General features: G+C 44.9%; 23 protein-coding genes and 1 tRNA gene. 19 read left to right on the top strand and 5 right to left on the bottom strand.

Annotated elements, in window-relative coordinates; genetic code table 11:
* Nucleotides 1–66: 66 nt before the first annotated feature.
* A complete protein-coding gene (locus C9991_RS01425; protein WP_106810857.1) occupies nt 67–1,077 on the bottom strand; it encodes an aspartate-semialdehyde dehydrogenase in 1,011 nt (336 codons plus the stop codon).
* A gap of 293 nt (nt 1,078–1,370) precedes the next feature.
* Between C9991_RS01425 and C9991_RS01420 the strand changes: the two genes are divergently transcribed.
* Complete coding sequence (locus C9991_RS01420; protein ID WP_157949333.1) at nt 1,371–2,300, top strand: helix-turn-helix domain-containing protein; 930 nt, start codon at nt 1,371–1,373, stop codon at nt 2,298–2,300.
* Here the strand turns inward: C9991_RS01420 and C9991_RS01415 are convergent.
* Nucleotides 2,277–2,972, bottom strand: a complete 696-nt coding sequence (locus C9991_RS01415) for an outer membrane beta-barrel protein (RefSeq protein ID WP_106810855.1) — start codon at nt 2,970–2,972, stop codon at nt 2,277–2,279. The genes C9991_RS01420 and C9991_RS01415 overlap by 24 nt on opposite strands.
* 109 nt (nt 2,973–3,081) lie before the next feature.
* Nucleotides 3,082–3,837, bottom strand: a complete 756-nt coding sequence (locus C9991_RS01410) for a copper homeostasis protein CutC (RefSeq protein ID WP_106810854.1) — start codon at nt 3,835–3,837, stop codon at nt 3,082–3,084.
* Nucleotides 3,838–3,942: 105 nt separating this feature from the next.
* Between C9991_RS01410 and C9991_RS01405 the strand changes: the two genes are divergently transcribed.
* On the top strand, nt 3,943–5,154 hold the full coding sequence (locus C9991_RS01405) for a glycoside hydrolase family 27 protein (protein WP_106810853.1): 1,212 nt from the start codon (nt 3,943–3,945) through the stop codon (nt 5,152–5,154).
* 150 nt (nt 5,155–5,304) lie between these two features.
* On the top strand, nt 5,305–6,246 hold the full coding sequence (locus tag C9991_RS01400) for a glycine zipper domain-containing protein (RefSeq protein ID WP_106810852.1): 942 nt from the start codon (nt 5,305–5,307) through the stop codon (nt 6,244–6,246).
* Nucleotides 6,247–6,300: 54 nt separating this feature from the next.
* Here the strand turns inward: C9991_RS01400 and C9991_RS01395 are convergent, their stop codons facing one another.
* Nucleotides 6,301–6,795: a septal ring lytic transglycosylase RlpA family protein gene (locus C9991_RS01395; RefSeq protein WP_232823219.1), complete on the bottom strand. Its 495-nt coding sequence runs from the start codon at nt 6,793–6,795 to the stop codon at nt 6,301–6,303.
* A gap of 140 nt (nt 6,796–6,935) precedes the next feature.
* Nucleotides 6,936–8,273 carry an NADP-specific glutamate dehydrogenase gene (gene gdhA / locus C9991_RS01390; RefSeq protein ID WP_106810850.1) on the bottom strand — a complete coding sequence of 446 codons (1,338 nt, stop codon included), beginning with the start codon at nt 8,271–8,273 and terminating at the stop codon, nt 6,936–6,938.
* 743 nt (nt 8,274–9,016) lie between these two features.
* On the opposite strand from gdhA, the gene C9991_RS01385 reads away from it, so the two are divergent.
* From C9991_RS01385 to C9991_RS17150, 16 genes are all read left to right on the top strand, one after another.
* The gene (locus tag C9991_RS01385) at nt 9,017–10,042 is read left to right on the top strand and encodes an IS110 family RNA-guided transposase (RefSeq protein WP_106810849.1); all 1,026 of its coding nucleotides are present in this window, start codon (nt 9,017–9,019) and stop codon (nt 10,040–10,042) included.
* Nucleotides 10,043–10,746: 704 nt separating this feature from the next.
* Entirely contained in the window at nt 10,747–11,208 is a 462-nt protein-coding gene (gene rplM / locus C9991_RS01375; RefSeq protein ID WP_106810847.1) for a 50S ribosomal protein L13, read from the top strand.
* Between the two features lie 10 nt (nt 11,209–11,218).
* The gene (gene rpsI / locus C9991_RS01370) at nt 11,219–11,605 is read left to right on the top strand and encodes a 30S ribosomal protein S9 (RefSeq protein WP_106810846.1); all 387 of its coding nucleotides are present in this window, start codon (nt 11,219–11,221) and stop codon (nt 11,603–11,605) included.
* 246 nt (nt 11,606–11,851) lie between these two features.
* Nucleotides 11,852–12,628: a 30S ribosomal protein S2 gene (gene rpsB / locus C9991_RS01365; protein WP_106810845.1), complete on the top strand. Its 777-nt coding sequence runs from the start codon at nt 11,852–11,854 to the stop codon at nt 12,626–12,628.
* Nucleotides 12,629–12,751: 123 nt separating this feature from the next.
* A complete protein-coding gene (tsf, locus tag C9991_RS01360; protein ID WP_106810844.1) occupies nt 12,752–13,747 on the top strand; it encodes a translation elongation factor Ts in 996 nt (331 codons plus the stop codon).
* A gap of 101 nt (nt 13,748–13,848) precedes the next feature.
* Nucleotides 13,849–14,466 carry a fumarylacetoacetate hydrolase family protein gene (locus C9991_RS01355; protein WP_106810843.1) on the top strand — a complete coding sequence of 206 codons (618 nt, stop codon included), beginning with the start codon at nt 13,849–13,851 and terminating at the stop codon, nt 14,464–14,466.
* Nucleotides 14,467–14,518: 52 nt separating this feature from the next.
* Nucleotides 14,519–18,115, top strand: a complete 3,597-nt coding sequence (gene porU, locus C9991_RS01350) for a type IX secretion system sortase PorU (protein ID WP_106810842.1) — start codon at nt 14,519–14,521, stop codon at nt 18,113–18,115.
* A 39-nt stretch (nt 18,116–18,154) separates the two neighbouring features.
* Nucleotides 18,155–19,324, top strand: a complete 1,170-nt coding sequence (gene porV, locus C9991_RS01345; protein WP_106810841.1) for a type IX secretion system outer membrane channel protein PorV — start codon at nt 18,155–18,157, stop codon at nt 19,322–19,324.
* 169 nt (nt 19,325–19,493) lie between these two features.
* Nucleotides 19,494–19,970: a 2-C-methyl-D-erythritol 2,4-cyclodiphosphate synthase gene (gene ispF / locus C9991_RS01340; RefSeq protein WP_106810840.1), complete on the top strand. Its 477-nt coding sequence runs from the start codon at nt 19,494–19,496 to the stop codon at nt 19,968–19,970.
* A gap of 249 nt (nt 19,971–20,219) precedes the next feature.
* Nucleotides 20,220–20,294 (top strand) — tRNA-Val (locus C9991_RS01335).
* Nucleotides 20,295–20,537: 243 nt separating this feature from the next.
* Entirely contained in the window at nt 20,538–21,716 is a 1,179-nt protein-coding gene (locus C9991_RS01330) for an ATP-binding protein (protein ID WP_106811715.1), read from the top strand.
* 33 nt (nt 21,717–21,749) lie between these two features.
* The gene (locus C9991_RS16580; RefSeq protein ID WP_157949332.1) at nt 21,750–21,896 is read left to right on the top strand and encodes a hypothetical protein; all 147 of its coding nucleotides are present in this window, start codon (nt 21,750–21,752) and stop codon (nt 21,894–21,896) included.
* Nucleotides 21,897–22,004: 108 nt separating this feature from the next.
* Entirely contained in the window at nt 22,005–22,184 is a 180-nt protein-coding gene (locus tag C9991_RS01325; protein WP_106810839.1) for a hypothetical protein, read from the top strand.
* A gap of 317 nt (nt 22,185–22,501) precedes the next feature.
* Complete coding sequence (locus C9991_RS01320; RefSeq protein ID WP_106810838.1) at nt 22,502–24,715, top strand: Ig-like domain-containing protein; 2,214 nt, start codon at nt 22,502–22,504, stop codon at nt 24,713–24,715.
* A gap of 46 nt (nt 24,716–24,761) precedes the next feature.
* Complete coding sequence (locus C9991_RS01315) at nt 24,762–24,974, top strand: hypothetical protein (RefSeq protein WP_106810837.1); 213 nt, start codon at nt 24,762–24,764, stop codon at nt 24,972–24,974.
* A 168-nt stretch (nt 24,975–25,142) separates the two neighbouring features.
* Nucleotides 25,143–25,271 (top strand): hypothetical protein, encoded by a 129-nt coding sequence (locus tag C9991_RS17150; protein WP_255414777.1) that lies wholly within the window; start codon nt 25,143–25,145, stop codon nt 25,269–25,271.
* The last annotated feature ends 866 nt before the right edge of the window (nt 25,272–26,137 follow it).

Raw genomic sequence — 26,137 nt, 5'->3', positions numbered from 1 at the left:
CAATTAACGCCAATTATGCGCTCATGATAAGCGTATAATTGGCGTTAGTTGTATATTTACTTCTGGTTACTTCAAGTTGCCAACCTTATACAGATACTCTGCTATCTGCACAGCATTGAGAGCCGCACCCTTGCGAATCTGGTCGCCTGATAGCCAGAATGTCAAACCGCAGTCGTCAGCAATGTCCTTGCGTACACGTCCTACATAAACATCATCCTTGCCAGCTGTCTCAAGTGGCATAGGATAAACAAGGTTTGCAGGGTCGTCCTTAAGTGTACAACCAGGAGCTGCAGCGATAGCCTTTTGAGCCTCTTCTACAGAGATAGGCTTCTCGGTCTCAATCCATACACTCTCAGAGTGAGAACGCAATGAGCTTACACGTACACACATTGCTGAGCAACGAACGTCGCTGTGCATAATCTTGCGTGTCTCGTTGAACATCTTCATCTCTTCCTTAGTATAGCCATTGTCGGTGAATACGTCAATCTGAGGTATTACGTTGTAGGCAAGCTGATGTGGGAACTTCTTTACAGTTACTGGCTTACCCTCGATAATCTCCTCGTACTCCTGCTGCAATTCGGCCATTGCTGCTGCACCGGCACCACTTGCACTCTGGTAGCTGGCAATATGAATGCGCTTGATGTGGCTAAGCGCCTCAAGAGGCTTAAGCACTACAACCATCATAATTGTGGTGCAGTTAGGATTGGCAATAATGTTGCGTGGACGGTTAAGAGCATCCTCTGCATTGCACTCAGGCACTACCAAAGGCACATCGTCGCACATACGGAAGGCACTTGAGTTGTCTATCATTACGGCGCCATACTTGGTGATGGTCTCGGCAAACTCCTTTGATGTACCGCCACCAGCAGATGTGAACGCAACGTCAATATCCTTGAAGTCGTCGTTATGCTGGAGCAGCTTCACTTCGTACTCCTTGCCTTTAAAGGTATATTTGCTGCCGGCTGAACGCTCTGAGCCAAACAATACAAGGTTGTCAATTGGGAAATCTCTCTCAGCAAGTATGCGCAGGAACTCCTGTCCTACAGCTCCACTCGCACCAACAATAGCTACATTCATGTCTTAAATCTGTTTAAAATGTTATTTGTTGTATGTTAGAATATAATCGCTTTGTTATCCGTATTTATGGATTTGGTTGCAAAGTTACAATTTTTCCTATAATAACGTGACAATTATTATGTGTTTTTTATATTAGTGCATACTAATTTGTTAGTAGTCGAAACGGCTTATATATGTGCTTTAGTATGTTAGAAATATATAAAACGGAATTATAGGACATTAAATATGTGTTTTGTGGCATACACTATAAGGTAATAATGACTATCTTTGCAAAGCATAAAAGAATGAAGTGTATGACTAATAACGATAACAAAGAACAGAATATAGACTACGACTTTATCCTGGGTAAGGGTATAGCCGACTACTCTGACGGTGATTTAGTGATAATTGACAAAATTGGAGCTAAGCCTATTGAGGGTACGGTCAAGCTGGATATGGTGTTGATGATATACTGTAAAAAAGGACGTATACAGGGCGATATCGACAACAAGACATGGCTTGCCGAGGAGGGCGATGTGGTGATTTGCCTGCCCAACTCGTATCTTAACAACTATATGATGACGCCCGACTTCGAGTCGAAAATCATCGGACTCTCCTATAATGCCATCCGTCATAACATCCCGATGACAAAGGATGCTCTCGACCTTCTGTCGTATGTGGCAAAGAATCCTATTATACATCTCGATTTGGAGCGTCAGGCTCTCATCAACAAGTACTATTCTATAATAGAGCATAAGGTGCAGCACCCCAGCGCATACTTCCACAAGGAGATTATGCACAGCATCTTCACATGTGCCGTGTTCGAATTGTGCGCTATTATTGCTCCACATGTCAATTACACCAGAGACGGTGGCACTATGAAGCAGGCCAATTTGCTATTCCATAAGTTCATTGATTTGCTTGCCAAGAACGAGGGCAGGACATGCTCGGTCAAGAAGTATGCAGAGGAATTGTGCATTACACCCAAGTATCTGTCGTTTATATCCAAGTCGGTCAGCGGCAAGACTGCTCTTGAGTGGATTCATGAGTATACGGTTAAGGCTATTGAACGCTATCTTAAGCACTCCAACCTGTCTATTAAGGAGATAGCCGACAGGTTAGGTTTCCCCAACCTGTCGTTCTTTGGTAAGTTCACTAAGAACTATCTCGGTGTGTCGCCTACCGAATACCGTAGACAACAGAGTATGAAAAAAGAGGTTTTAGAAGTTCACACCAAAGTTTAGTGTTAGACATCCGTTGTGCGACTTGTCGAACTCATCGTGGCAGATGTTCGATAAGCCCACATCGTATGTAAGGTCGGCATAGAACATGTCGTAACCTACGCCGCAACCAAAGCGCAAACCACCGTCAAATCTCTGGAAATATTGTTTTGAGAATGAGCTTTCTGCTTTGCGCTCCTCATAGTTGCGTATCTTTCCGCTTATTCCGCATGCAAGATAGCAGCCTGCAAAAGGCTGTACAGAGAAGTCGTCGTCTATCTCGATAGCATACTTAACCACTGCTGGCAACTCAAGGTAGTTAAGGTCGTAGGTCATCTTCTTGCCGTCTTTTAGCATCTTCTTTCCACCTTTCTCGGTATAGAATAGTCCGGTCTCGATGTAGAGCGGCTCTTGGTCGATAAGGGCAAATCCCACAACGGCACCGATGTTGAGACCTGTCTGCGAGTTGCCACCGTCAAGATTAGGGTCGTCCGAATTGACTGTTGAGAACGATGGACCTATACGTAAGCCATAATAGTTGGCTCTCTGGCCAAAGAAGCTGTCGTAATGGTTCTGCGAGTAGTCAAGGTGTCCTGTGCGGTCGTTGTAGTAGCGGCTACTCTTGTATGCCTGTGCATTGGCAGGTGCAATATACAGCATAAGGGCTGCTATTGCCATCAGTAAAATCTTCTTCATCTTTGCTTGTTTTTATTGTTTCCTTTTGTTTTCAACGGCGAAGGTAGCAATTTATGCGACAATATCACAGGGATTTTCCCTAAAATAGAGTAGGGAAACCCCACATTTCTTATTTTAGCTTACTTATAGTAGCCTTTACCCTTTCTGCCGATGTGTACATCAGTGTCGACTCGTCGGCATCCTTATCGCCCATATATACGTTGGGGTTGGCATATTGCATATGGCTCTTTACAGGTATGCGTGCCGAGAAGTGAAACTCGTTAACTCCTGTCTCTTCGTGTATCTTGCTTATGTTGTTCTCGTTCACTCCGCAACCGGCAAGTATCTTTATGCGTCCAGCTGCTGCCTTGTTGAGCTTGCGCAACAGGTCGATGCCTTGCTCTGCAGTGGGTTGCTGTCCTGATGTCAGTATACGGTCTATGCCAAGCTCACACAGTTGTTCGAGTGCAAGCATAGGGTTGGCACAACGGTCGAATGCACGGTGAAATGTAACCGACATATCGCCTGCCGCATCCTTCAAACGTTGGTTGTTCTCAATGTCAATACTGCCGTCTGCCTTAAGGCATCCTATTACAACTCCGTCTACACCGAGCTGGCGGCACATGCGTATATCCTCTTCCATGCGTTCCACTTCGAGTGGCGTGTACAGAAAGTCGCCACCTCGTGGGCGTATTATCACATGCAGACGTGTCGTGTTGAGCATACGTCGTGCTATTTTTATTTCTCCGTATGATGGTGTGGTGCCTCCTTCGGGTATTCCTGCACACAGTTCTACACGGTCGGCACCGCCTTCTTGCGCTGCCAGACAACTCTCTACACCATTGGCGCATACTTCAAAGAGACATATTTTTGATTCGTTTTGCATTTTGGATTGATTTTGTTCACGAAAATACATAATTATGTTGAGAATGGCAAATATTTTGAATAACTTTGCAACGTAAAACTAATCAAAATAATATTATTAATAACTATGAACAAATCTTTTATTCTTTCGGCGGCTCTTTTCGCCTCTTCGTTGTCAGTCTCTGCACAGTCTACACCACGCAATCAGCTTACTCCCACTCCTCCTATGGGTTGGATGACATGGAATCTCTTCCAGGGTGATATTTCAGATAAGCTGATACGCGAGACTGCCGATGCCATGGTGGAGGGCGGATACGTGGACGCTGGCTACAAATATATATTTATCGACGACCTGTGGCAGGGTGGTCGCGATGTTCACAATAATATGATACCCGACCCAAAGAAGTTTCCTAACGGTATCAAGGCACTTGCCGACTATGTTCACTCTAAGGGTATGAAGCTTGGTATATACTCGGATGCTGCCCAGCTTACATGTGGTGGATGGACCGCAAGTCTTGGGTTCGAGGAGCAGGATGCCCGTACATTTGCCTCATGGGGTATCGACTACCTTAAGTACGACTATTGCAATGCTCCTATCGACAGTGCCACTGCACGCCAGCGCTATCGTACAATGGCTGATGCTCTGTCAAAGTCTGGACGCGATATAGCTCTTGGTATTTGCGAGTGGGGACAGCGTCAGTGCGAGGAATGGTGTGAGGAGGTTGGCGGACAACTTTGGCGTACCACTTACGATGTTCGTGATATGTGGAAGGACGTAACTAATGAGGGTGGCATGGGCATCCTCGATATCGTCAACATCACTTCTCCGCTTTCTTCATACGCACGCAAGGGTCAGTGGCCTGATATGGATATGCTCGTTGTAGGTTTGCATGGTGTCAGTGGTCCGTCAAGTGCTTTGGGCGGAAAGGGATGTACACAGGCCGAATACCAAACACAGATGAGTCTATGGTGTATGTTCTCGTCGCCGCTTGCCATGACCAACGATATGCGCAAGGTTAGCGAGGAGGATAGACGCATATTGCTAAACCGCGAGGTTATTGCTATCAACCAGGATCCTCTCGGAAAGGTGGCCGAGCGCAAGGTCAATACTGATACTCATCAAATCTTTGTACGACCGCTTGCCGATGGCTCTTATGCTGTGGCTCTGCTCAATGTGTCGGATGCTCCGCTTACACTTACTGCCGACTTTGCCAAGCTTGGTCTTTCTGGCAAGTATACTGTGCGCGACCTTTGGCAGCACCGTGATATTGCCAAGAATGCCAAGAGCTGGAAGGGCAAGGTGCAGGCTCACGAGACAAAGGTGTTCCGTTTGAAGTAATATAGCAACATCGCTGCATTTAAATTGTAGAATACTTCTTTATAATTGTTCCATATTGCTCTCTATAGAATGTTTTAAATTACTTTTATAGATTAAATATTGTCTTTTATGTCAGAAAACAATATCTTTGCAATATAAAACTGAACTATTATGAAGAAGTATTCTGTTATTATAATGAGTGTGGCTCTTGTTGCAAGCAGTTGCACTACAGGAGCTGGAGCGGGTGCCTATGCTGGCAGCTCGTTCGGTTCTGTATTGGGTTCTGCCATTGGTGGTATTGTCGGTGGTCCGCATGGCAGTGATGTAGGCACTATAGTTGGTATGGCAGGTGGTGCTGCTATGGGTGCAGTTATTGGCAATACAGCCGACAAACAGCAGCATCAAGACCAAAGCGATGACTTGGCTCGACGCAATCAGCGTATACAGCGCCAAAAGGCTCAGCGCGATAGGTCGTATAACGATTCGTATACCCAGCCCGACGATACATATATGCCGTATTCTGATAATGGTGAGCCTACAGGTAGGTCAACTACTCCTGTTTACGAACAGCCTTACAGCAATAATCAGCAACCGTCCAACGATATTGACCCTACACAGATGGTTGACAGCACAAATTCGGGCGACGATCGTATCGACTTTGATATGTCGGCTTCGCCGGCACAGTCAAGTCATAGCGAGGGCATGCAAGAGTCGGTTGATGCCAGTCGTGTGGAGCAGATATATGGTGCTAAGGCTAATGCCGAGGTAAGCAGAATTACAATCAAGAATGTTCGGTTTGTAGATACTGCAGAGCCTAATGTGCTTCATGGAGGCGAAGTGGGCAAGGTGATGTTCGAGATGTACAACGAGACACAGGCTCCTATATACGACTTCTTGCCTACAGTTGTTGAGGTTGAGGCCAATAAGCGCATATATATATCGCCGAGTGTGCGTGTAGAGAACATAATGCCTGGTCAGGGCTTGCGCTATACAGCTACGGTTAAGGCCGACAGTCGCATTAAGGACGGAGAGATACGCCTGCTTGTTTCGGCGCAAAAAAACGACAAGCCTATATCTTATGTCACTGTAGTTAAAGTTACCACTGTGCGATAATTGTCGCACGGTGATAGCCTATGGCTGTTCGATGAATATTCATTGTCGTGTTTTTCAGTCGTCATCGTCCACTGTCTTCACATACTGCTTGTATTGTTTTCCCTTTTTGGGGAAGTGGAGTATGCCGTTTTCCGGCAAGGTATATTCGGTTACCTCGAAGTCTATCTCTGGCATATCTTCCTTTTCCGGAAGATATGGTATTTTGCTATTGTTGTAGCGTTCTACCTTAACAACCGCTATACCCTGGTCTATCATTCCTATTTTTCGTGCCGCTCCATGCGACAGGTCTATTATTCTGCCGCGTGTATGTGGACCACGGTCAGTAACCCTTACTATTACCCACTTACCGTTGCGCTCGTTGGTTACTTTTAGCAATGTGCCAAATGGATATGAACGATGTGCACAGGTAAGGCTGTCATGGTGTATGCGCTCACCACTACTTGTGCGTGCTCCAGTGGCGCGTTTAGAGTAAAAGGAAGCCTTTCCCCTCTGCGTCTGTGCGCTGATGGGAATAGCTATCTGTGATGTGAGGGCAATAACTGTTGCCAAAATTATCCTACTTAAATTCACTATAATAATATCAATATGGTTGTGTTTTCATTGAAGAGTGGGGCGCAAATGTGGGGTGATATAAAGCAATAGGGTGTGTCAAAGCTCAACCAATGAGACTTGACACACCCTTATTAATGTTATACTATACCTTGAGCCATCATGGCGTTGGCCACCTTCATAAATCCAGCGATGTTTGCACCGCGAACATAGTCGATGTAGCCGTCGGCCTGCTTGCCATACTTCACGCACTGCTCGTGTATAGAGTGCATAATGTAGTGCAGCTTCTCGTCAACCTCTGCCTCACTCCAACTCAGACGCATTGAGTTCTGAGTCATCTCAAGACCTGATGTTGCCACGCCACCTGCGTTTACAGCCTTGCCAGGAGCAAAGAGTTGCTTTGCAGCAACAAACTTGTCAACAGCTTCGGCTGTGCAACCCATGTTAGAAACCTCGGCAACACACAATGGCTTCTGTGCCAAAATCATGTCAGCATCGGCACCGTTAAGCTCGTTCTGTGTAGCACATGTCAGGTATATATCGGCCTTAACCTCCCAAGGCTTTTTGCCTGCAACAAACTTAGAGCCAGAGAATTCGTCCTCGTAAGGTTGGCAAATGTCGTTGCCAGATCCGCGAAGCTCGAGCATATAGTCAATCTTGTCGCCTGCGATACCTGCCTCGTCAAGGATGTAGCCGTCAGGACCAGATATTGTTATCACCTTTCCACCGAGTTCGGTTGCCTTCTTTGCAGCACCCCAAGCCACGTTGCCGAAGCCAGATATAGCCACTGTCTTACCCTTAAGGTCAAGACCATGTGTGGCAAGCATTTGCTGTACAAAGTATAGGGCGCCATAACCTGTTGCCTCAGGACGGATGCGTGAGCCACCAAACTCAAGGCCCTTGCCTGTAAGCACGCCCTGATACTGGTGTGTAAGTTTCTTGTACATACCAAATAGGTAGCCTATCTCTCTGCCGCCTACGCCAATATCGCCTGCAGGAACGTCCTCGTCAGGACCGATATGACGGTAAAGCTCTGTCATGAATGCCTGGCAGAAACGCATAACCTCAGCGTCGCTACGTCCACGGATAGAGAAGTCGGAACCACCCTTGCCGCCACCCATAGGCAGTGTAGTAAGGGCATTCTTGAATGTCTGCTCGAATCCAAGGAACTTAAGGATAGAGAGGTTTACAGAAGGATGGAATCGCAAGCCGCCCTTATACGGACCAATGGCACCGTTGAACTGTACGCGATAGCCTATGTTTACATGCACTTCGCCCTTGTCGTCTGTCCAAGGCACACGGAACGTAATGATACGCTCGGGTTCTACAAGGCGCTCGATGAGCTTTGCTTTCTCAAACTCTGGGTGCTGGTTGTAAACGTCCTGAATAGAGATAAGGACTTCGCGAACTGCCTGCAAGTACTCTGCTTCGCCCGGGTGCTTAGCCTCGAGGTCGTGCATAATTTTTTCAACATTCATAGTAAAAGGTTTTTTAGTTGTTTTATATAGATTATCGTTGTGTCATTTCAACAACGCAAATATAGCTTTTTTGATTGTTACTACCAAGTAAAAAACCGAGTTTTTCGCTTTTTTAATTTACTTTTAGATACTACCTAATATTGTGTGCGTAAACATAAAAACCTGTTGCATCCCTATACCTTATTATATATGTGCTTTCTCCGATTCGGTTGTTACGGCTGTTTAAGTGTTTGTCTCTACCTTTTATGGTGTGCGCTTGTCGTCAATATTCTTATTGAGTATTTTAAATAGGTTCATCCGGAATATGGAGTGATAGAAGTGTAAATTGCCGTTTATCGGGGAGAGGCTCTTGTACTTGAACTACTTTGCTTGTAGTTCCCACAGAATGCACAGACTACACAGAAGCCTACGGGCTTAAGGTTTTGGAATCCACAGAGCGTATAGACGCTGCGCGTCATACGACAGAAGGCACTCTAAGTTTGCAGAAGAAAGCAATTAGGCTAAATAATCAAGGTAAAACTATGATTGCTAAAGACAGTTTCGTACCTTTGTTGTAAAAAGGTAGAATCGGTCTGTCGAAGAGGTAAACCAAAGATCGCACAAGTCTGAAGACTATGTTCTGTTTCGGACCTCATCGACATAGTTGCAAAGACCAGATAGAAAGTTATCGGCTCTGAGCCTTGTTAGAGTGTTAGTCCATACAACTATTGACCAATTCTACATAACTAAAATCGTACAAAGATATGAAGAATTTATTTATTGGAGTTGATTTTTCGAAAGAAAAAGTTGATGTGGCTATCATTTTTGCAGATGGACTGACAGAAACAGCTGCACGAATGTTTAACGAGTTCAAGACAACTGTGTCTGGCTACAAGCAACTGGTCAAGTGGGTGGAGCAGAATTCCTACGGCATCGACTCTTCCCTGTGGCTCTTCTGTGGAGAGAATACGGGCGACTACAGCAAGGGACTGTGCAACTTTCTCTATGGTAAAGGCTACGACATGTGGCTTGAGAATGCCAAGAGCATCAAGGATGCATCAGGTCTCAGACGATTGAAGTCGGACCGCGCCGACGCCTCGATGATTGCCGAATACGCAATGAGGAATTACGACAGAGCCATTATGTACGAGCCACTTAGCGAGTCACTTGCACAACTGCGCGAACTGTTTCTGTATCGTCAGATGGTTATAAGACACAGATGCAGCTTTCAAGTGCGCAGAGGCGAGAAGAAACTCACAATGGAGAAGTCTCCTGTCAAGACAATGATCTCGCAGAGCGGAAGGCATATCGTGTCTGAACTCAACAAGGAAGTAGAGAAAATAGACAAGCGAATCGCCGAGCTCATCAAGTCAGACGAGGAACTCACCGAGGTGTTCACCATCGTGACCTCGGTGCCTGGTATAGGAACGCAGAATGCTGTCTGTCTGATGGTATACACCGACAACTTCCGTCGTTTCAACTACGATTCAAGGAAGATTGCCTGCTACTACGGCATAGCCCCATTCGGCAAGGATTCGGGCACCAGCGTGCATTCAGATCCTCGTGTGCACTATATGGCGAACCGTCAGATAAAGTCCATGCTGACGCAGGCTGCACTGGCTGCCGTGAACTTCAATCCTGTTATTGCAAGGTACTATATGCGTCTCGTGGAACGTGGAAAGAAGAAGCAGGTTGCACTGAACAATGTGAAGAACAAACTCGTGCATTTGGTCACTGCCATGGCCAGAAACCGCCAGCTTTATACCCCAGAATATAAAATCTCAGCTTAAAATGAAAATAATGGTCAAAACATTTGGATTTTAACATAGAAAGCAGANAACAATGTGAAGAACAAACTCGTGCATTTGGTCACTGCCATGGCCAGAAACCGCCAGCTTTATACCCCAGAATATAAAATCTCAGCTTAAAATGAAAATAATGGTCAAAACATTTGGATTTTAACATAGAAAGCAGAATTGATTGCTTGTATAGTGTCGTTGAGGTTAAGCATGGTTCGCCGCCTATGGCGGCGCAAGCAATCATTTCTGTGGATTCTTGCATCGCGAAGCGTAGGCCATTCTGTGGATTCGAAAAGCTTAAGCCCGTAGGATTCTGTGTGGTCTGTGCATTCTGTGGGAACTGCATACAAAAGAACTACAAGTAAAATTGTACGTCCATTATACGAACATCAAGACGCCAACTTCCACGATAAACTCCAGCTTGTATCACTCCAAATATCGGATGAACATTTGAATAGTATAGTATACGTCTTAATTTGTTAAATAAATATAAAACTCTTATCCCTCTATACATCTCTATTCTTCATGTCATAAAAAATGAGTAATTTTGCAGACCGATTAATCGGGGATACACTTAGAGTCCCCTGCATGAGAGTGTTAATAGCGTGCGCTAAAGAATAGGCCAAGCGGCGTGGTTAGTGAATCGCTCGTGCAAAAAATGAATGTTTTTTAGTAGTAATATTTTAATTTAAACAATGAACACTTTAAGTTACAAGACTATTTCCGTAAACAAGGAAACAGCTAAGAAGGAGTGGGTGGTTATCGATGCCACAGACCAGGTAGTAGGTCGTCTCTGCTCTAAAGTAGCAAAATTAATCCGCGGAAAGTACAAGCCAAGCTTCACACCTAACGTAGACTGTGGAGACAACGTAATCATCATCAACGCAGCCAAGGCTGTTTTCTCTGGTAAGAAGGAAACAGACAAGGTTTACACACGCTATACTGGCTATCCTGGAGGTCAGCGTTTCAATACTCCTGCAGAGCTCCGCAAGCGTCCTGATGGCATGGATAAGATTATCCGTCACGCCGTTAAGGGTATGCTTCCTAAGGGTCCTCTCGGTCGTCGCCTCCTCGACAACCTCTACATCTATGATGGAACAGAGCACAAGCACGAGGCTCAGCAGCCAAAGGCTATTGATATTAACCAGTATAAATAAAGCATAGAAGATGGAAATGATTAATGCAATTGGTCGCCGTAAGAGTGCCGTAGCTCGTGTATATCTCACAGAGGGCACCGGTAAGATCACTATCAACAAAGTAGAACTCGCTAAGTACTTCCCATCAGCAATTCTGCAGTACGTGGTTAAGCAGCCGCTGCAGTTGCTCGGTGTAGAGGAAAAATACGATATTAAGTGCAACCTCGACGGTGGCGGCTTTACAGGCCAGAGCCAGGCTCTTCGCCTTGCTATTGCCCGCGCTCTCGTTAAGGTAGACGCTGAGGACAAGAAGACACTTAAGGTACAGGGCTTCCTCACTCGCGATGCTCGTGAGGTTGAGCGTAAGAAGCCAGGTCAGCCTAAGGCACGTCGTCGCTTCCAGTTCAGCAAGCGTTAATATTTGGACTCTGGCTGAGACACCTTATTATATATATAGCACACCGTGCACGATATGTGTGGCTTAGCTATCTCCAAAGTTTAGCATCCAAACTCGCGAGACCGAAATGGAATGACGAGTTACGAATGACGAGTTACTAATTATAACTCCTAATTCTTAATTCTTAATTCCTAATTCAACAATCGTTACTCGTGGGCTGGTTCAATTCAACTCAAAGGAAAGTAAACAATTTAACAAAACAAAGAAATGTCAAGAACTAATTTTGACCAGTTGTTAGAGGCAGGCTGTCACTTTGGCCACCTCCGTCGTAAGTGGAATCCCGCAATGGCTCCTTATATCTTTATGGAGCGCAACGGCATTCATATCATTGATTTGCACAAGACTGTAGCTAAGGTTGACGAGGCTGCTGAGGCTTTGAAGCAGATCGCTAAGTCGGGCAAGAAGATTTTGTTCGTCGCTACTAAAAAACAGGCTAAGGACATCGTTGCCGAGAAGGCTGCGAGCGTAAACATGCCTTACGTTATCGAGCGTTGGCCGGGCGGTATGCTCACCAACTTCCCGACAATCCGCAAGGCTGTGAAGAAAATGGCGAACATCGACAAGCTCATGAACGACGGAACATTCTCTAAGCTCTCTAAGCGTGAGCTTCTGCAGGTGACACGTCAGCGTGCTAAGCTGGAGAAGAACCTCGGTTCTATTGCCGACTTGACTCGCCTTCCTAGCGCTTTGTTCGTTATCGATGTAATGAAGGAGAATATTGCAGTGAAAGAGGCTAACCGCCTTGGTATTCCTGTATTCGCTATGGTAGATACTAACTCTGACCCACGCGATATCGACTACATCATCCCTGCTAACGACGATGCTAAGGATTCTATCAACGTAGTTCTCTCAGCTTGCTGCGGTGCTATCGCAGAGGGTCTTGAGGAGCGCAAGGTAGAGAAGGCTGATGAGAAGGCTGCTGCTGAGCAGAAGGAGGGCAAGGCTCCCCGTAAGGCTCGCAAGGAAGAGGCCGCTGCCGAGTAATCAATAGACTATTATACAAAATCGGAAATTCTTTATCAGGAATGGAGAATTTCCGATTTTTGGGTTAATGGCATAAGCGTTTATTAAGAACATTATTAATTAATAACTAATAAATAAAAAACAATGGCTATTTCAATTGAAGATATCAAGAAGCTTCGCGCCATGACAGGTGCTGGTCTTGCTGACGTTAAGAAGGCTCTCACTGAGGCTGAAGGCGATTTCGATAAGGCAAAGGAGTTGCTCCGTGAGCGTGGACTCGCTATTGCTGCTAAGCGTTCTGACCGTGAGACTTCTAACGGTTGTGTTCTTGTTAAGAAGGAAGGCAATTTTGCTGCTATGATCGCTCTTAAGTGCGAGACCGACTTCGTTGCTAATGGTGCCGACTTCATCAAGTTGACACAGGATATCCTCGACGCTGCTATCGCAGCTAAGGCTCAGACTCTTGACGAGGTTAAGGCTCTTAAGCTTGGCGAGGCTGACGTTCAGGCTGCTGTTACACAGCGTTCGGGTATCACTGGCGAGAAGATGGAGCTTGATGGCTACAACGTTCTCGAGGGTGAGAACATCGAGGTTTATGACCACATGAAGAAGCATACTCTCTGTACTATGGTTCAGCTCAACCAGAACAACGAGGAGGCAGGTCATAAGATCGCTATGCAGGTTGCTGCTATGAAGCCTATCGCTCTCGACGAGGCTTCTGTACCTGAGGCTGTTAAGGAGGAAGAGCACAAGGTTGCTGTTCAGAAGACTAAGGAAGAGCAGATTGAGAAGGCTGTTGAGGTTGCCCTTAAGAAGGCTGGTCTCAATCCTAATCACTTCGACTCTGAGGACCACATCGAGTCTAACCAGGGCAAGGGATGGATCACCGCAGAGGACGTTGTTAAGTTCCGCGAGATCAAGGAGACCGTTTCTGCTGAGAAGGCTGCTAACCTCAACGAGAACATGATCCAGAACATTGCTAAGGGTCGTGTTGGCAAGTTCCTTAAGGAGAACTGCCTCGTTTGCCAGGAGTTCCAGTTCGGCGATGGCGACAAGCAGAGCGTTGCCGACTACCTCAAGAAGCAGGACAAGGATCTGAAGATTGTTGCTTACAAGCGCTTCACTCTTGCTGCTGAGTAATTAGAGCAATCAATTACGCATATTATTATATTGGGAGTTGCGAGGAGTGAAAGCTCTTTCGCAACTCCTTTTTTGTTTTTGCCACCATATATCATTGCATTATGAAGATATTTGCTGTAGGTATGAACTACCTCGAACACAATAAAGAGCTTCATGGCTCGTTATATAAACCAGAGAGTCCTGTGATTTTCACTAAGGCCGACACTGCCTTGCTTAAGGATCACAAGCCTTTCTTCATCCCCGATCACCTCGGACGTATCGACTATGAAACCGAGCTTGTTGTGCGCATCTGCCGATTGGGCAAGACTATTCCACAGCGTTTTGCTCATCGCTATTACGATGCTGTAACCGTAGGTATCGACTTCACTGCCCGCGAACTACAGTCTAAACTACGTGCCGAGGGCAAGCCTTGGGACTTGTGCAAGGGCTTCGACGGTTCGGCTGCTTTGGGCGAGTGGGTGTCTATTGACAAGTTCCGCGATATACAAGCTATTCATTTCCATCTCGACATCAATGGCAATACCGTTCAGGAGGGATGCTCCTCAGATATGCTCTACAAGGTAGACGAGCTTATTGCTTACATCTCGCAGTACTTCACTCTTAAGACTGGCGATATTCTCTATACCGGAACTCCGGCTGGCGTAGGACCCGTTAATATCGACGACCATTTCGAGGGATATATTGAGGACCGCAAGGTGCTTGAGTTCAACTGCAAATAGTCACGCCACTGACTGTCACCCCTAAAACAAAATACTAACAATGTAACTAATTATGAAAATAAACTTGCGAGCCATATATATAATAATGTGTCTGTGCATGACGTCCGTGTCGGCTATGGCGCAGAAGTTCTACAACCTTACTTCGCAGGAAGTGAAGGTCGACTCTGTTTTGCCTCTCTTTGCCCATACCGAGAGCTTGCCTGCTGCCTATCGCGACTCCACATACATGTTCGAGATAGTATATCCCGAGTTTGTAGATATGCCCTCTGCCGATATTGCAGCCTATAGCCGTCTCGCTACAGCTTTGCCTCCTGCATTGCCGCAGGTACGCAGCTACGTGTCGTTCGACCGCAAGCTGCCTATGCTCCATGCCGAATTCAGCCCTGTCGTTATGCGTAATGGCAAATATCAGGTGCTCGCAAGTTTTATGCTTCGCCGTGTAGCCCAAGCCAAGGCTGCTTCTATTACGACGCGCCTTGCCCGGGTCAACTCGCCTATGCAGTCGTCTCAGTTGACAGAAAATGTTGCTCCAGCCGATAGATACGCCAAGAAGAGCGTATTGCGCAGTGGCAAGTGGGCTAAGATTCGTGTACCTTCTTCTGGCATCTACCAGCTTACCGATGCCGTTGTGCGCAAGGCTGGATTCAGCAATCTTGCCAAGGTTAAGGTTTATGGATATGGTGGAAACCTGCAAAACGAGGTGCTCCATGCCGACGATCTTATCAGTTGCGACGACCTTCGCGAACTTCCAACATACAATACTGCAGACGGACGCCGACTGTTCTACGGTCGTGGACCGGTGTCTTGGTCGGCCGGTACCAACAATCATGTGCGTATACGCAATCCATACTCCGATTACGGCTACTATTTTCTTACCGAAAGCGATGCCGATCCCACCTACTATGCAGACTCTATACAGTTTGTCGCCACTATTCCTCAAGCCGATTTGTACCACGATCTCTACGAGGTCGACGATTATGCCTATGCACAGTTGGGTCGCAACTTATGTGGCTCCAAGCTACTTTATGCAGGCGATTCGCTTGTTGTCGAGTTCGACAGTTCTCTGCGTTTTTCTTCATCAAGCTCTGCTCTCACAGTAAGCATTGTGTCTGATGCGCCTACTCTTATGTCTGTCACTCACAACGGCTACACCTTTCCGACGTATGCCTCTATATACAGCTCGGCATCGGGATCTATCAAGGCACAGAGTCAAACCGTAACATTCTCACAGTTGCAAACGCGCAGCGCGTCTGGTCGCGAGCGCATTGTGTTGCGTGTCATGAGCGGATACACACGTCTCGATTATGTGTCGCTCTCTTGGGGTTCTCCGCAATCCGTTCCTTCTCTTTCAGCTACCGCCTTTCCCGCACCCGAGTATGTGTACAACATAACCAACCAGAACCATCATGCCGACCCGCAAGCCGACATGGTTATAATTATACCTACATCCCAAAAACTCCTTGCTCAGGCGCAGCGCATAAAGAAGATGCATGAGGAGCGAGACGGTATGAGTGTCAACATTGTGCCTGCCGACGAGCTGTACAACGAGTTTTCAAGTGGCACACCTGATGCCTCTGCCTATCGCCACTATCTCAAGATGCTGTACGACCGAGCCTCTTCGCAGGCCGAACAGCCTAAGTATCTCTTGCTGCTTGGTGGCAGTGTATGGGACAACCGATTCAAAACTTCGCTTTGCCGACAGTACAATGCCGACGACTATCTGCTTGCTTTTGAGAGCGAGGAATCGTTCGATCTTATCAATAGTTATGTCAACGATGGCTTCTACGGTATGTTGGACGATGGCGAGGGAGCTAATCCTCTCTACCGCGACAAGGTGGATGTTGCCGTTGGACGTATGCCGGTTGTTAATGCTTCTGATGCCAAGGCAATGGTTGACAAGTTGCTTTCGTATGTCGACAATGCCAATCGCGACGCTTGGCTTAATACGGTGTTCTTTATGGGCGACGACGGTGACCAAAACACGCATATGACCGATGCCAACACTGTTGCCGACCTGGTTATAAGCTCGTACCCAGGATATCTTGTAAAGAAGCTTATGTGGGATGCCTACAACATGGAGAGCACAGCTACGGGCAATTCGTATCCAGATGTCAGCACAGCTATAAAGAAGCAGCAAAGCCAGGGGGCTCTCATCATGAACTATGTGGGTCATGGCTCCGAGTGGCAGTTCTCCCATGAGAATGTATTGCGCATTGCCGACTTCCAAAACTTCACCAACACCAACCTTCCGCTTTGGATAACGATTGGTTGCGACTTTATGCCTTTCGACCGTCTTGCCGATAACATCGGCATGAAAGCTGTGCTCAACCCCAATGGAGGTGCCGTTGCGCTCATAGGTTCTACACGTACCGTCTACTCCAACTATAATGCTTATCTGAACAAGGCTCTTATGCGTTATCTGCTTTCTACCGACGACGACGGCAAGCCTATGGCTGTAGGCGAGGCGCTGCGACGTGCCAAGAACGCCGCCAATACCGAGAGATATGCCAACAACTCCTTGCAGTTCTCGCTGCTTGGCGACCCTGCCATGCGTCTTAATCTGCCTACCGCACAGATTGTTATCGATTCTATCTGTGGCGTTAATGTCAGTCAGACTGCCTCGCTGCCTAAGATGAAGGCGGGTGCTCTTGTTAAGGTGGCAGGACATATCGAGGGTGCCGATGCGTTCAACGGCAATCTCTCTCTCTGCGTGCGCGATAGTCGCGAGACTATAGTCTGCCGTCTCAATCAGCCCAACGATGCTTCTACGGCCTTTACTTATACCGATCGCACCAAGACCATATATAATGGACGCAACCGCATTGTTGACGGACAGTTCAGTGTAGAATTTGCAGTGCCCAAGGACATCAACTATTCTGACGATACTGGTCTTATCACGGCATGGGCTATATCCGACGACCATAGCATTATGGCTCAAGGTTATAGCGAGAGTTTCACGGTAGGCGAGAGCCAGCTTGCTGCCAACGACTCTATTGGGCCTTCGGTATATTGCTATCTCAATTCGCCCTCGTTCCAAAATGGAGGCACCGTAAACAGCACGCCATATTTTGTTGCCGAGATAACCGACCGCGATGGCATCAACGCCTCAGGCGCGGGTATTGGCCACGACATGCAACTATGTATTGACGGACGAGCCGATATGACCTATTCGCTCAACGACAACTTCCTCTTCGATTTCGGCTCCTACACCTCTGGCTCTACCTATTACAGTCTGCCGCAACTCGACGAGGGGTGGCATTCGCTAAGGTTCCGTGCGTGGGACATTCAGAACAACGCCACTGTATCCGAACTGCGCTTCTGTGTAGCCAAGAGTCTTAAGCCTACGTTCTCTATATCTTGCACCGATAATCCGGCTCGCGAGTCTACTACATTTATAATATCTCACGACCGACAGGGCTCCAACCTCGATGTCACTGTTGAGGTGTTCGACCTTAGTGGCCGACGCTTATGGTCGCATAACGAGAGTGGGGTGGGCAACGGTTCTGCTTACACCGTAACGTGGAATCTTACTACCGATGGAGGTGCCAGCCTTGACAGCGGCATCTATCTCTATCGTGTAAAGCTTGGTGCCGACAATGCCGTAAAGACATCCAAGGCCAAGAAACTCATCATTACAGGCAATAAATAGCACATTGCTGCGTTTTTTATAATGATAATATAATAATAAATGAAGAAGATACATCTTGCGGCTCTCACCCTTATGGGCATCTCGCCGCTCACAGCCACTGCTCAGGAGAAGGTGGATATGTTCAACCCTGAGAAGAACTCTGTAACATCGCAGTCGATAGCTCCCGATGCCCGTGCTGGTGGTATGGGTGATGTGGGTGCGGCTACCGACCCTGATGTGGCATCTCAATTCTGGAACCCTGCCAAGTATCCTTTTACAATATCGCGTGCTGGTGTGTCTCTCAACTACACACCTTGGCTGCGCCAGCTCGTTAGCGACATCGACCTTGCCTACCTTGTGGGCTACTACCGCATAGGTGACTATTCGGCAGTGTCGGGTTCGTTGCGCTATTTCTCCCTTGGTGAGGTGTTCTACGGCGATACAAACGATACTCAGATGACACTCAACCCGTATGAAATGTCGTTTGATGTGGCTTACTCCATCATGCTTAGCGAGAAATTCTCTATCGCAGCTGGTGTGCGCTGGATATACTCCGACCTTACTTACAACTACGACGACACCTCATCGCCGGGTAGTGCTTTTGCGGTGGACCTTGCTGCATATTATCAGAACTACGTAAATATAGGGCAACGCGAGTGTCAGCTTGGTATTGGTCTCGACATATCCAACGTAGGTTCGAAGATAAACTTTGGTGGCGACGAGAACTCAGAGTTTCTTCCTGCCAACCTTCGTCTTGGTGCTTCGCTCATGGTTCCGGTTGACGAGTACAACCGTTTCTCTATAGCTGTCGATGCCAATAAACCTCTTGTGCCCACTATGCCAGTTAAGATGGACGGCGAGTCGGACGAGGATTTCATCACACGCAAGCAAAACGATTACTATGACGTATCGCCTATCAGCGGTATATTCAAGAGCTTTGGCGATGCTCCTGGCGGTTTCAAGGAAGAGATGCAAGAGATACGTTGGAGTGTTGGTGCCGAGTATGTATACAACGACAAGTTCTCGCTGCGTGCCGGTTATCATCATGAGTCTGAGAACAAGGGCAACCGTAAGTACTTCACTGTAGGTGCTGGTTTCAAGATGAATGTCTTCTCGCTCGATGCCGGATATGTTATAGCCACAGCCAAGTCAAACCCGCTCGACCAAACCCTTCGCTTCTCGCTGTCGTTCGATATGGATGGCTTGAAGGATTTGTTCAAAAGAAGATAAGTGGAGTTTTGAGTTTTGAATTTTGAGTTTTGAATTATCGGCAGAGCCGATGTTGAATTATTCAATTTTGAATTAGGAATTAAGAATTCAAAACTCAAAATTCAAAACTCAAAAACTCAAAATGCGCGAAGCGCACAATTCAAAATTCAAAACTCAAAATTCAAAATTCATGATAATTCGTACCGGATTTGGATACGACGTCCATAAACTTGTAGAGGGCCGCGAACTGTGGCTCGGAGGCATACGTCTCGATTATCCTCTTGGTTTGCTTGGTCATAGCGATGCCGATGTGCTTATTCACGCCATATGCGATGCTTTGCTTGGAGCTGCCAATATGCGCGATATAGGCTATCATTTTCCCGATACTGCTGCCGAGACTCTCAACGTAGACAGCAAGATATTGCTGCGTAAGACCATCGATCTTATTGCGACCAAAGGCTATCGTCTTGGCAATATCGACGCCACTGTATGTGCCGAGCGTCCCAAGCTCAATCCGCATATCCCCGATATGCAGCGCTGTCTTGCCGACGTTATGCAGACAGATGTAGATAATGTATCCATTAAGGCTACCACAACCGAGAAACTCGGCTTCACTGGACGTATGGAGGGAATATCGGCATACGCCACTGTACTTATTGTAAAATAAAAGCCATACCCCCAACCCCTCCCCCTTTAGGGAGGGGAATTATATGTTCTCTTGTCTTTTCCCCAAAAAACATGTTCTTCTGTTCTCCTGTCTTAAAAAAAACATGTTCTCCCGTCTAAAAACAACTTTTTTACAGTTTTATTGAAAAAAACTGCCAAAATGTTTGGCGGTTACAAATAAAACCCTTACCTTTGCACTCGCTTTAAAGAACTAAGCAATGTTACTAAAGCAATACCGATAGGTTTTATCGGGCGTTTAGCTCAGCTGGTTTAGAGCATCTGCCTTACAAGCAGAGGGTCGGCGGTTCGAATCCGTCAACGCCCACAGGGGTGTTTCCTCGTGGCTTTCTCTTCGGAGAGGCTGCGGGGATTTTTTTGTTTATATACTTTTTTATTTCCCTTCAATCCATCGCCATCTCATTTATTTTTTATAGATTTGCACTTTGAAAAGTGCACATTCTTATCAAATATGCACTTTCAAAGGTGCACATTCTCGTTAAATATGCACTTTCAAAAGTGCATATTGCACATGTATCTCAATAATAACCTCTTTTTAAAGCATAAATATATGGATATAACACTTATCAACTTTATGAATGAGCAGCTTGACTTGGTGGACTTAGGCTTCAAGCGTTATATGTACGACAAATTGCCTTGGGAGTCAAGGCTTGTAGGTTTGACGGGACCTCGTGGAGTGGGCAAGTCAACCATTATAATGCAGCATATAAAGGAAATGGCAGCGGAAGACAGAAAGAAAACACTTTATGTTTCTGCTGATCATAGCTATTTCACGATACACACACTCACCGAATTGGCTTCTCAGTTTGTGCGTGAAGGAGGCGAGTGGTTGTATATTGACGAGGTCCATAAGTATAATGGGTGGTCTAAGGAATTGAAGCAGATATACGATTCGCATCCGGCACTACATACATTCTTTACAGGTTCGTCGGTTCTTGACATTCTTGAAGGTGAGGCCGACTTAAGTAGAAGGTCTCTGCTGTTTAATATGCAGGGGCTGTCGTTCCGTGAATATCTCGAATTGTTTCATGGCATAATTACTCCGGTGCGAAGCCTCGAGGATGTGTTAAGTGGCAATATACAGATAGATGGAGTGCAGCACCCTATTCCATTGTTCGGTCATTATCTGCGTGAGGGCTATTTTCCGTTCGCTAAAGAGGGATATGTATTGCAACGTCTTCAGCAGGTGATACGGCTTACGATGGAGGTAGACATTCCGCAGTATGCTAATATGTCGCCTGCAACTGGCAAGAAGTTGCGTAGAATGTTGACAATCATTGCTGGTAATGTGCCGTATAAGCCAGAGGCCACTGCTCTTGCCAATGAGATAAAGGTTAGTCGTAACGACATATCAACCTTCTTGCTTTATATGGAGAAAGCGGGAATGATAGGTCAACTGCGTGACGAGACGGGGGGAATGCGTGGATTAGGTAAGGTGGAGAAGGTGTTTCTGGATAACACCAACTTTATTTATGCCTTGGCTAACGACAATGCCAATATAGGAAATATAAGAGAGACGTTCTTCTACAACCAGACACGTCTTACCCAGGATGTAACGTCGTCAAAGGTGTCCGACTTCTCTATAGGTAAGTTTACATTTGAGGTTGGAGGGGCAAAGAAGAGTCATAGACAGGTGAAGGACGTTGAAAACTCGTTTATTGTTAGAGATGATATTGAGTATGCTTCGGGCGATATTATTCCGCTTTGGGGCTTCGGATTGATGTATTAGACCTAAAATATGATTTTGACGAAGGATAAAAGGATGCAAGAAGAACTTGTAAAAGCACGTAAGGAAGCAATCAATCATGCCTTGGCACGTATGAAGATATTGTCAGGCAAAGGAGGTATGCCTGTTCCAGAAGACGAAAATGATTTAAATGCATTGATTGAAGCAAAATACAAACTATGAACATATTTGTAGATACCAATTGTACACCAAAAAGAATCCAAATCTCTTGGAACTACCAGATAAAAGTAGTATTTTTGCCACAAACAAGGAATAAAGAAAGGATTGATTATGAAATACGAACCAGTAAAGTACAATAGTCGTGAAGAGGCTGTTACAGCTTTGCGACGTATGATTCAGCGTAAAAGAGAGCTGGATAAAAGGATGCAAGAAGAACTTGTAAAAGCACGTAAGGAAGCAATCAATCATCATTCCTTGGCACGTATGAAGACATTGTCAGGCAAAGAGTAGGAGGGTATGGCATCCCTGCCATACCCACTAAATCTGCTGAACAATTATGTCAGAGTGGGTATGGCAAGGATGCCATACCCTCCTACAGGTTGCCACTCATATATAAAGATAAATATGAACTCGTACTTATGCCTGTTCCAGAAGACGAAAATGATTTCCGTGCTTCTTCTATTTTCCTTTTTTAACTTTATTTAATCTCCCCGTAACCCCTATGTAATATAAAAGTCCTACTTTTGCATTTGTAAATACTTAATGTATGTCAACTAACTAAAGACTGCACTAACTGGATACTAATCAATCTTTAAATACTTATTATTATGACAAAACATTTACGATTTCTATTTGTTATGCTGCTGGCTATGATTTGGTCGGCTGGTTGGGCTGCTGTAGGCGATAATTTCAAATTGGTTACAGATGCTAAAGACTTGAAGGCTGGAGATAAAATCATTATTGGTTCGAAGGCTTCAAAGGTAGTTTTAGGTGCTGATAATGGTGCCAAAAAACCTAAAAGATTGGCTGTATCCGCAACATTTTCAAATGATGGTGTTGTTGCTTGGCAAGAAGGCTTTGATGTTATTACGTTAGAGGGTGCTGCTTCTGCTTGGTATTTACATTCTGAAGCTGGTTATATATATAGTGAAAGTAGTACCAATATCAACACTGCGAGTGATTTAGCTTCTGTCACTAATAATGCTGCAGTTGCAGTTATTACCATAACAAATAATAATGCCTCTATTAGTTTTCCATCTTCAGAATCAGGTCGATATATTTTTTATAATACTACCACTAAATTGTTTGGTAATTATAAAAAGGATAATACCACAACATCTCAGATTTATAAGTTAGTTGATTCTGGTGATACAAAGACGGCCACAAAGCTCTCTTTTAACACTAATGAAACAGAATTTAGTGTAGAGAAGCTCAGTGAGGCTTCTTTCACTGCTCCTACGGCTACTGTAAAGGATGCTGATGGTAAAGTTGTTGAAGGCGCAAAGATTACATACGCAAGTAGTAATTCTAATATAGCAAGCGTAAACGAAAACGGCAAAGTAACTTTTGGTTCTGAATTTGGTACTGCTACTATTACTGCAAGCTATGCTGGCGACGACACCCACAAGCCTGCTGAAAGCTCTTATACTATTAAATACAGCAAGATACTAACCGTTATGGCTTGGTCGCAGAGCAGCGTAAGTGTAAATCTTGGTGAGACATTCACAGCTCCTACTTTGACATTTACTGCTCATGATAAGAATATCCTTGAGGGTAAGACAATACAGTATAACAGCTCGGATGAGAACGTTGCAATGATTGACGAGACTGGCTATGTACTCCCTATGGAAAAGGCTGGCTCAACTAAAATTACTGCTACATTCGCTGGTGATGATACCTATGAAGCGACTTCTGCTGAATATACTTTGAATGTGATAGACCCGAACAAGACGGATGTTACATTTGATTTTACGGATCCGGAGAAATATGGTTATAAAAAGCCTACGACTACTACAAAAAAAACAGATCTTTCTAATGGTGATAAATTGGAATCAAGCGAAGTCACTATAACAAATGTGAAGAATGGATCAACCAAAACACGTTTCTTTAATAATAATAATGTTATCACATTCCGTGCTTATACTGGTGCAATATTAACTATAGAAGCTCCTGCAGGATTTGCAATCAATAGAATTGACTTCACGGATAATGGCTCACAGACGACTGTAGACAATTTCACTTTCTCAACCGGAGAACTTAAATTAAAGACTTGGACAGGATTGGCTAAGAACTTGACAATGACGGTTGATAATGATCAGGTGTTCTTAAAGAATATGACTGTTAATTTGGTTAAGTTGGTTGAACTCGACGAAAATTCAGAGTCTAACACCATTGAGGCAAAGAAAGGTGTGAATGTAACTCTCAAGCGTCCTATGAATGTAGGTCGATGGAATACATTCTGTGTACCATTCTCTATCGATGCAAATCAGGTTACAAGCCAGTTTGGTGAAGGCACACAGATTGCAGAGTATTCTGCTTCTGTAGATGATGAGATTGCTTTCGCTACTGTACAATCAAATGCTATTGTTGCTGGCAAGGCATATCTTGTAAAGCCTACTAAGGAGGCTGCAACAGAAGGATATACTTTCAGTAATGTCAACATCACAGCTCTTGCGCCAACAAAGGAAACAGTAGAAAATGGCGCTATTGATTTCAGAGGTATATACAACCCGACCGATATAACTGTAGGTCTTTCTGAAAACACATTCGCTGCAGGTATTGTAGGCAATGTTGTTAAGAAGGCGGTTAGTGGCTCTAACATGAAGGGCTTCCGTGCATTCTTCATCATACCTGAAGGTGCTGGTGCACAGTCGTCTTATATGCTTAAGATAGATGGCACAGCCACATCAATCAACTCTATCAATGGTGCAGATGTTGTGGTTAACGCTCCTGTATACAACCTTCAGGGTCAGCGTGTAGACGGTAACAACCTTACACCAGGTATCTACGTTAAGGCTGGCAAGAAGTTCGTAGTAAAATAATACGAGAGATCTATTTACATAACAATTATAAAAAACATTTATAGCAATGAATAAGAAAATATATACAGCCCCTAATATTGATGTAGTTGAGTTGCAGGGCGAGGTAGTGCTTTCTGCTACTTCGGGTGGTGACAACATCATTAACGATGGTGGCGCAGATGGTCCTACAATCAATACCAATAATGGTACAATGGGTAGTGTTAACACCAACGGCGAGTTTGAGTCAGGTGCATACTTCGACGTATGGGAAGATGAATAATCGAATCATATAGCCCAGGGCTTCTCGGTTATGCCGCTTGCCTAAACAAGAAATGTCTTGGGATACATGTAATATAAAGTAGCGTTACGCCCTGAATTTGGCTTAAGTCGGATTCAGGGCGTAATTGCTTAAAGTATATCAGCATACAAACTAATACAAATTACGGATATGGAAACAGCAACATTATACTATGAACCCAATGAAACAACGATTGCGGCAATAGAGGAGGCAAGGTCTGGAAAAGAACTTGAAACGCTTGACTTAGACAACTTTAAATCTTTCGTTGATTCTTTATGATTACGCTCTTCAAATAACTAATATAGTAGGAGGTACGGTCTCCGAACCGTACCACGCAAGCCATCTGTTTGACAAGAGAACATGTTTATTTTAAGACATGAGAACAAGAGAACATGTTTTTTTTGAAGACATGAGGACATGAGAACATGTTTTTTTTAAGACATGAGAACAAGAGAACATGTTTATTTTAAGACATGAGAACAAGAGAACATGTTTTTTTTTGAAGACATGAGGACAAGAGAACATGTTTTTTTTAAGACATGAGGACAAGAGAACATGTTTTTTTTAAGACATGAGAACAAGAGAACATGTTTTTTTAAGACAGAAGTATCTGTAGGAGGTACGGTCTCCGAACCGTACCACGCAAGCCATACCATCGCTCCATATTCTGTAAGAATATTATTCATTATAGGAACACGAACTACCGTAAATTATCCACGAATTAACCCACGAATTGAACAATAGAAAATTCATGGATAATTCATGTTTTAATTCATTCTTTTATATCTTTGTCCTAATATAAATCTCTGTTCCGTGTCACCGAACGTCCGTTCCGTGTCACAGAATGGCCATTCCGTGTCACCGAACGGCCATTCCGTGTCACGGAATAGAGATTTCAGTTATTCTCGCATATTAAAAGTTGTGGTTTAACGATTTTAGTTGACCACTCTAAGTATTATTGATAATACAAGTTGACTCAGTTATTACTTATTTATAATTCACGTTGACTTATTTAATTTTAGTCATACTTATAGTTGACTACTTATGCCTATAGTCACAAATAAAATTACCCTTCATATCTCCGCAAAGAAACATGTTGGGGGATAATGTGTTTATTCCAATAATCTATGTGGTTTAATTGTTTT

Origin of the sequence: Prevotella merdae (genome assembly GCF_900290275.1) — a bacterium.
GTDB classification, from domain to species: domain Bacteria; phylum Bacteroidota; class Bacteroidia; order Bacteroidales; family Bacteroidaceae; genus Prevotella; species Prevotella merdae.
This window is presented reverse-complemented; position numbering and strand designations above follow the sequence as displayed.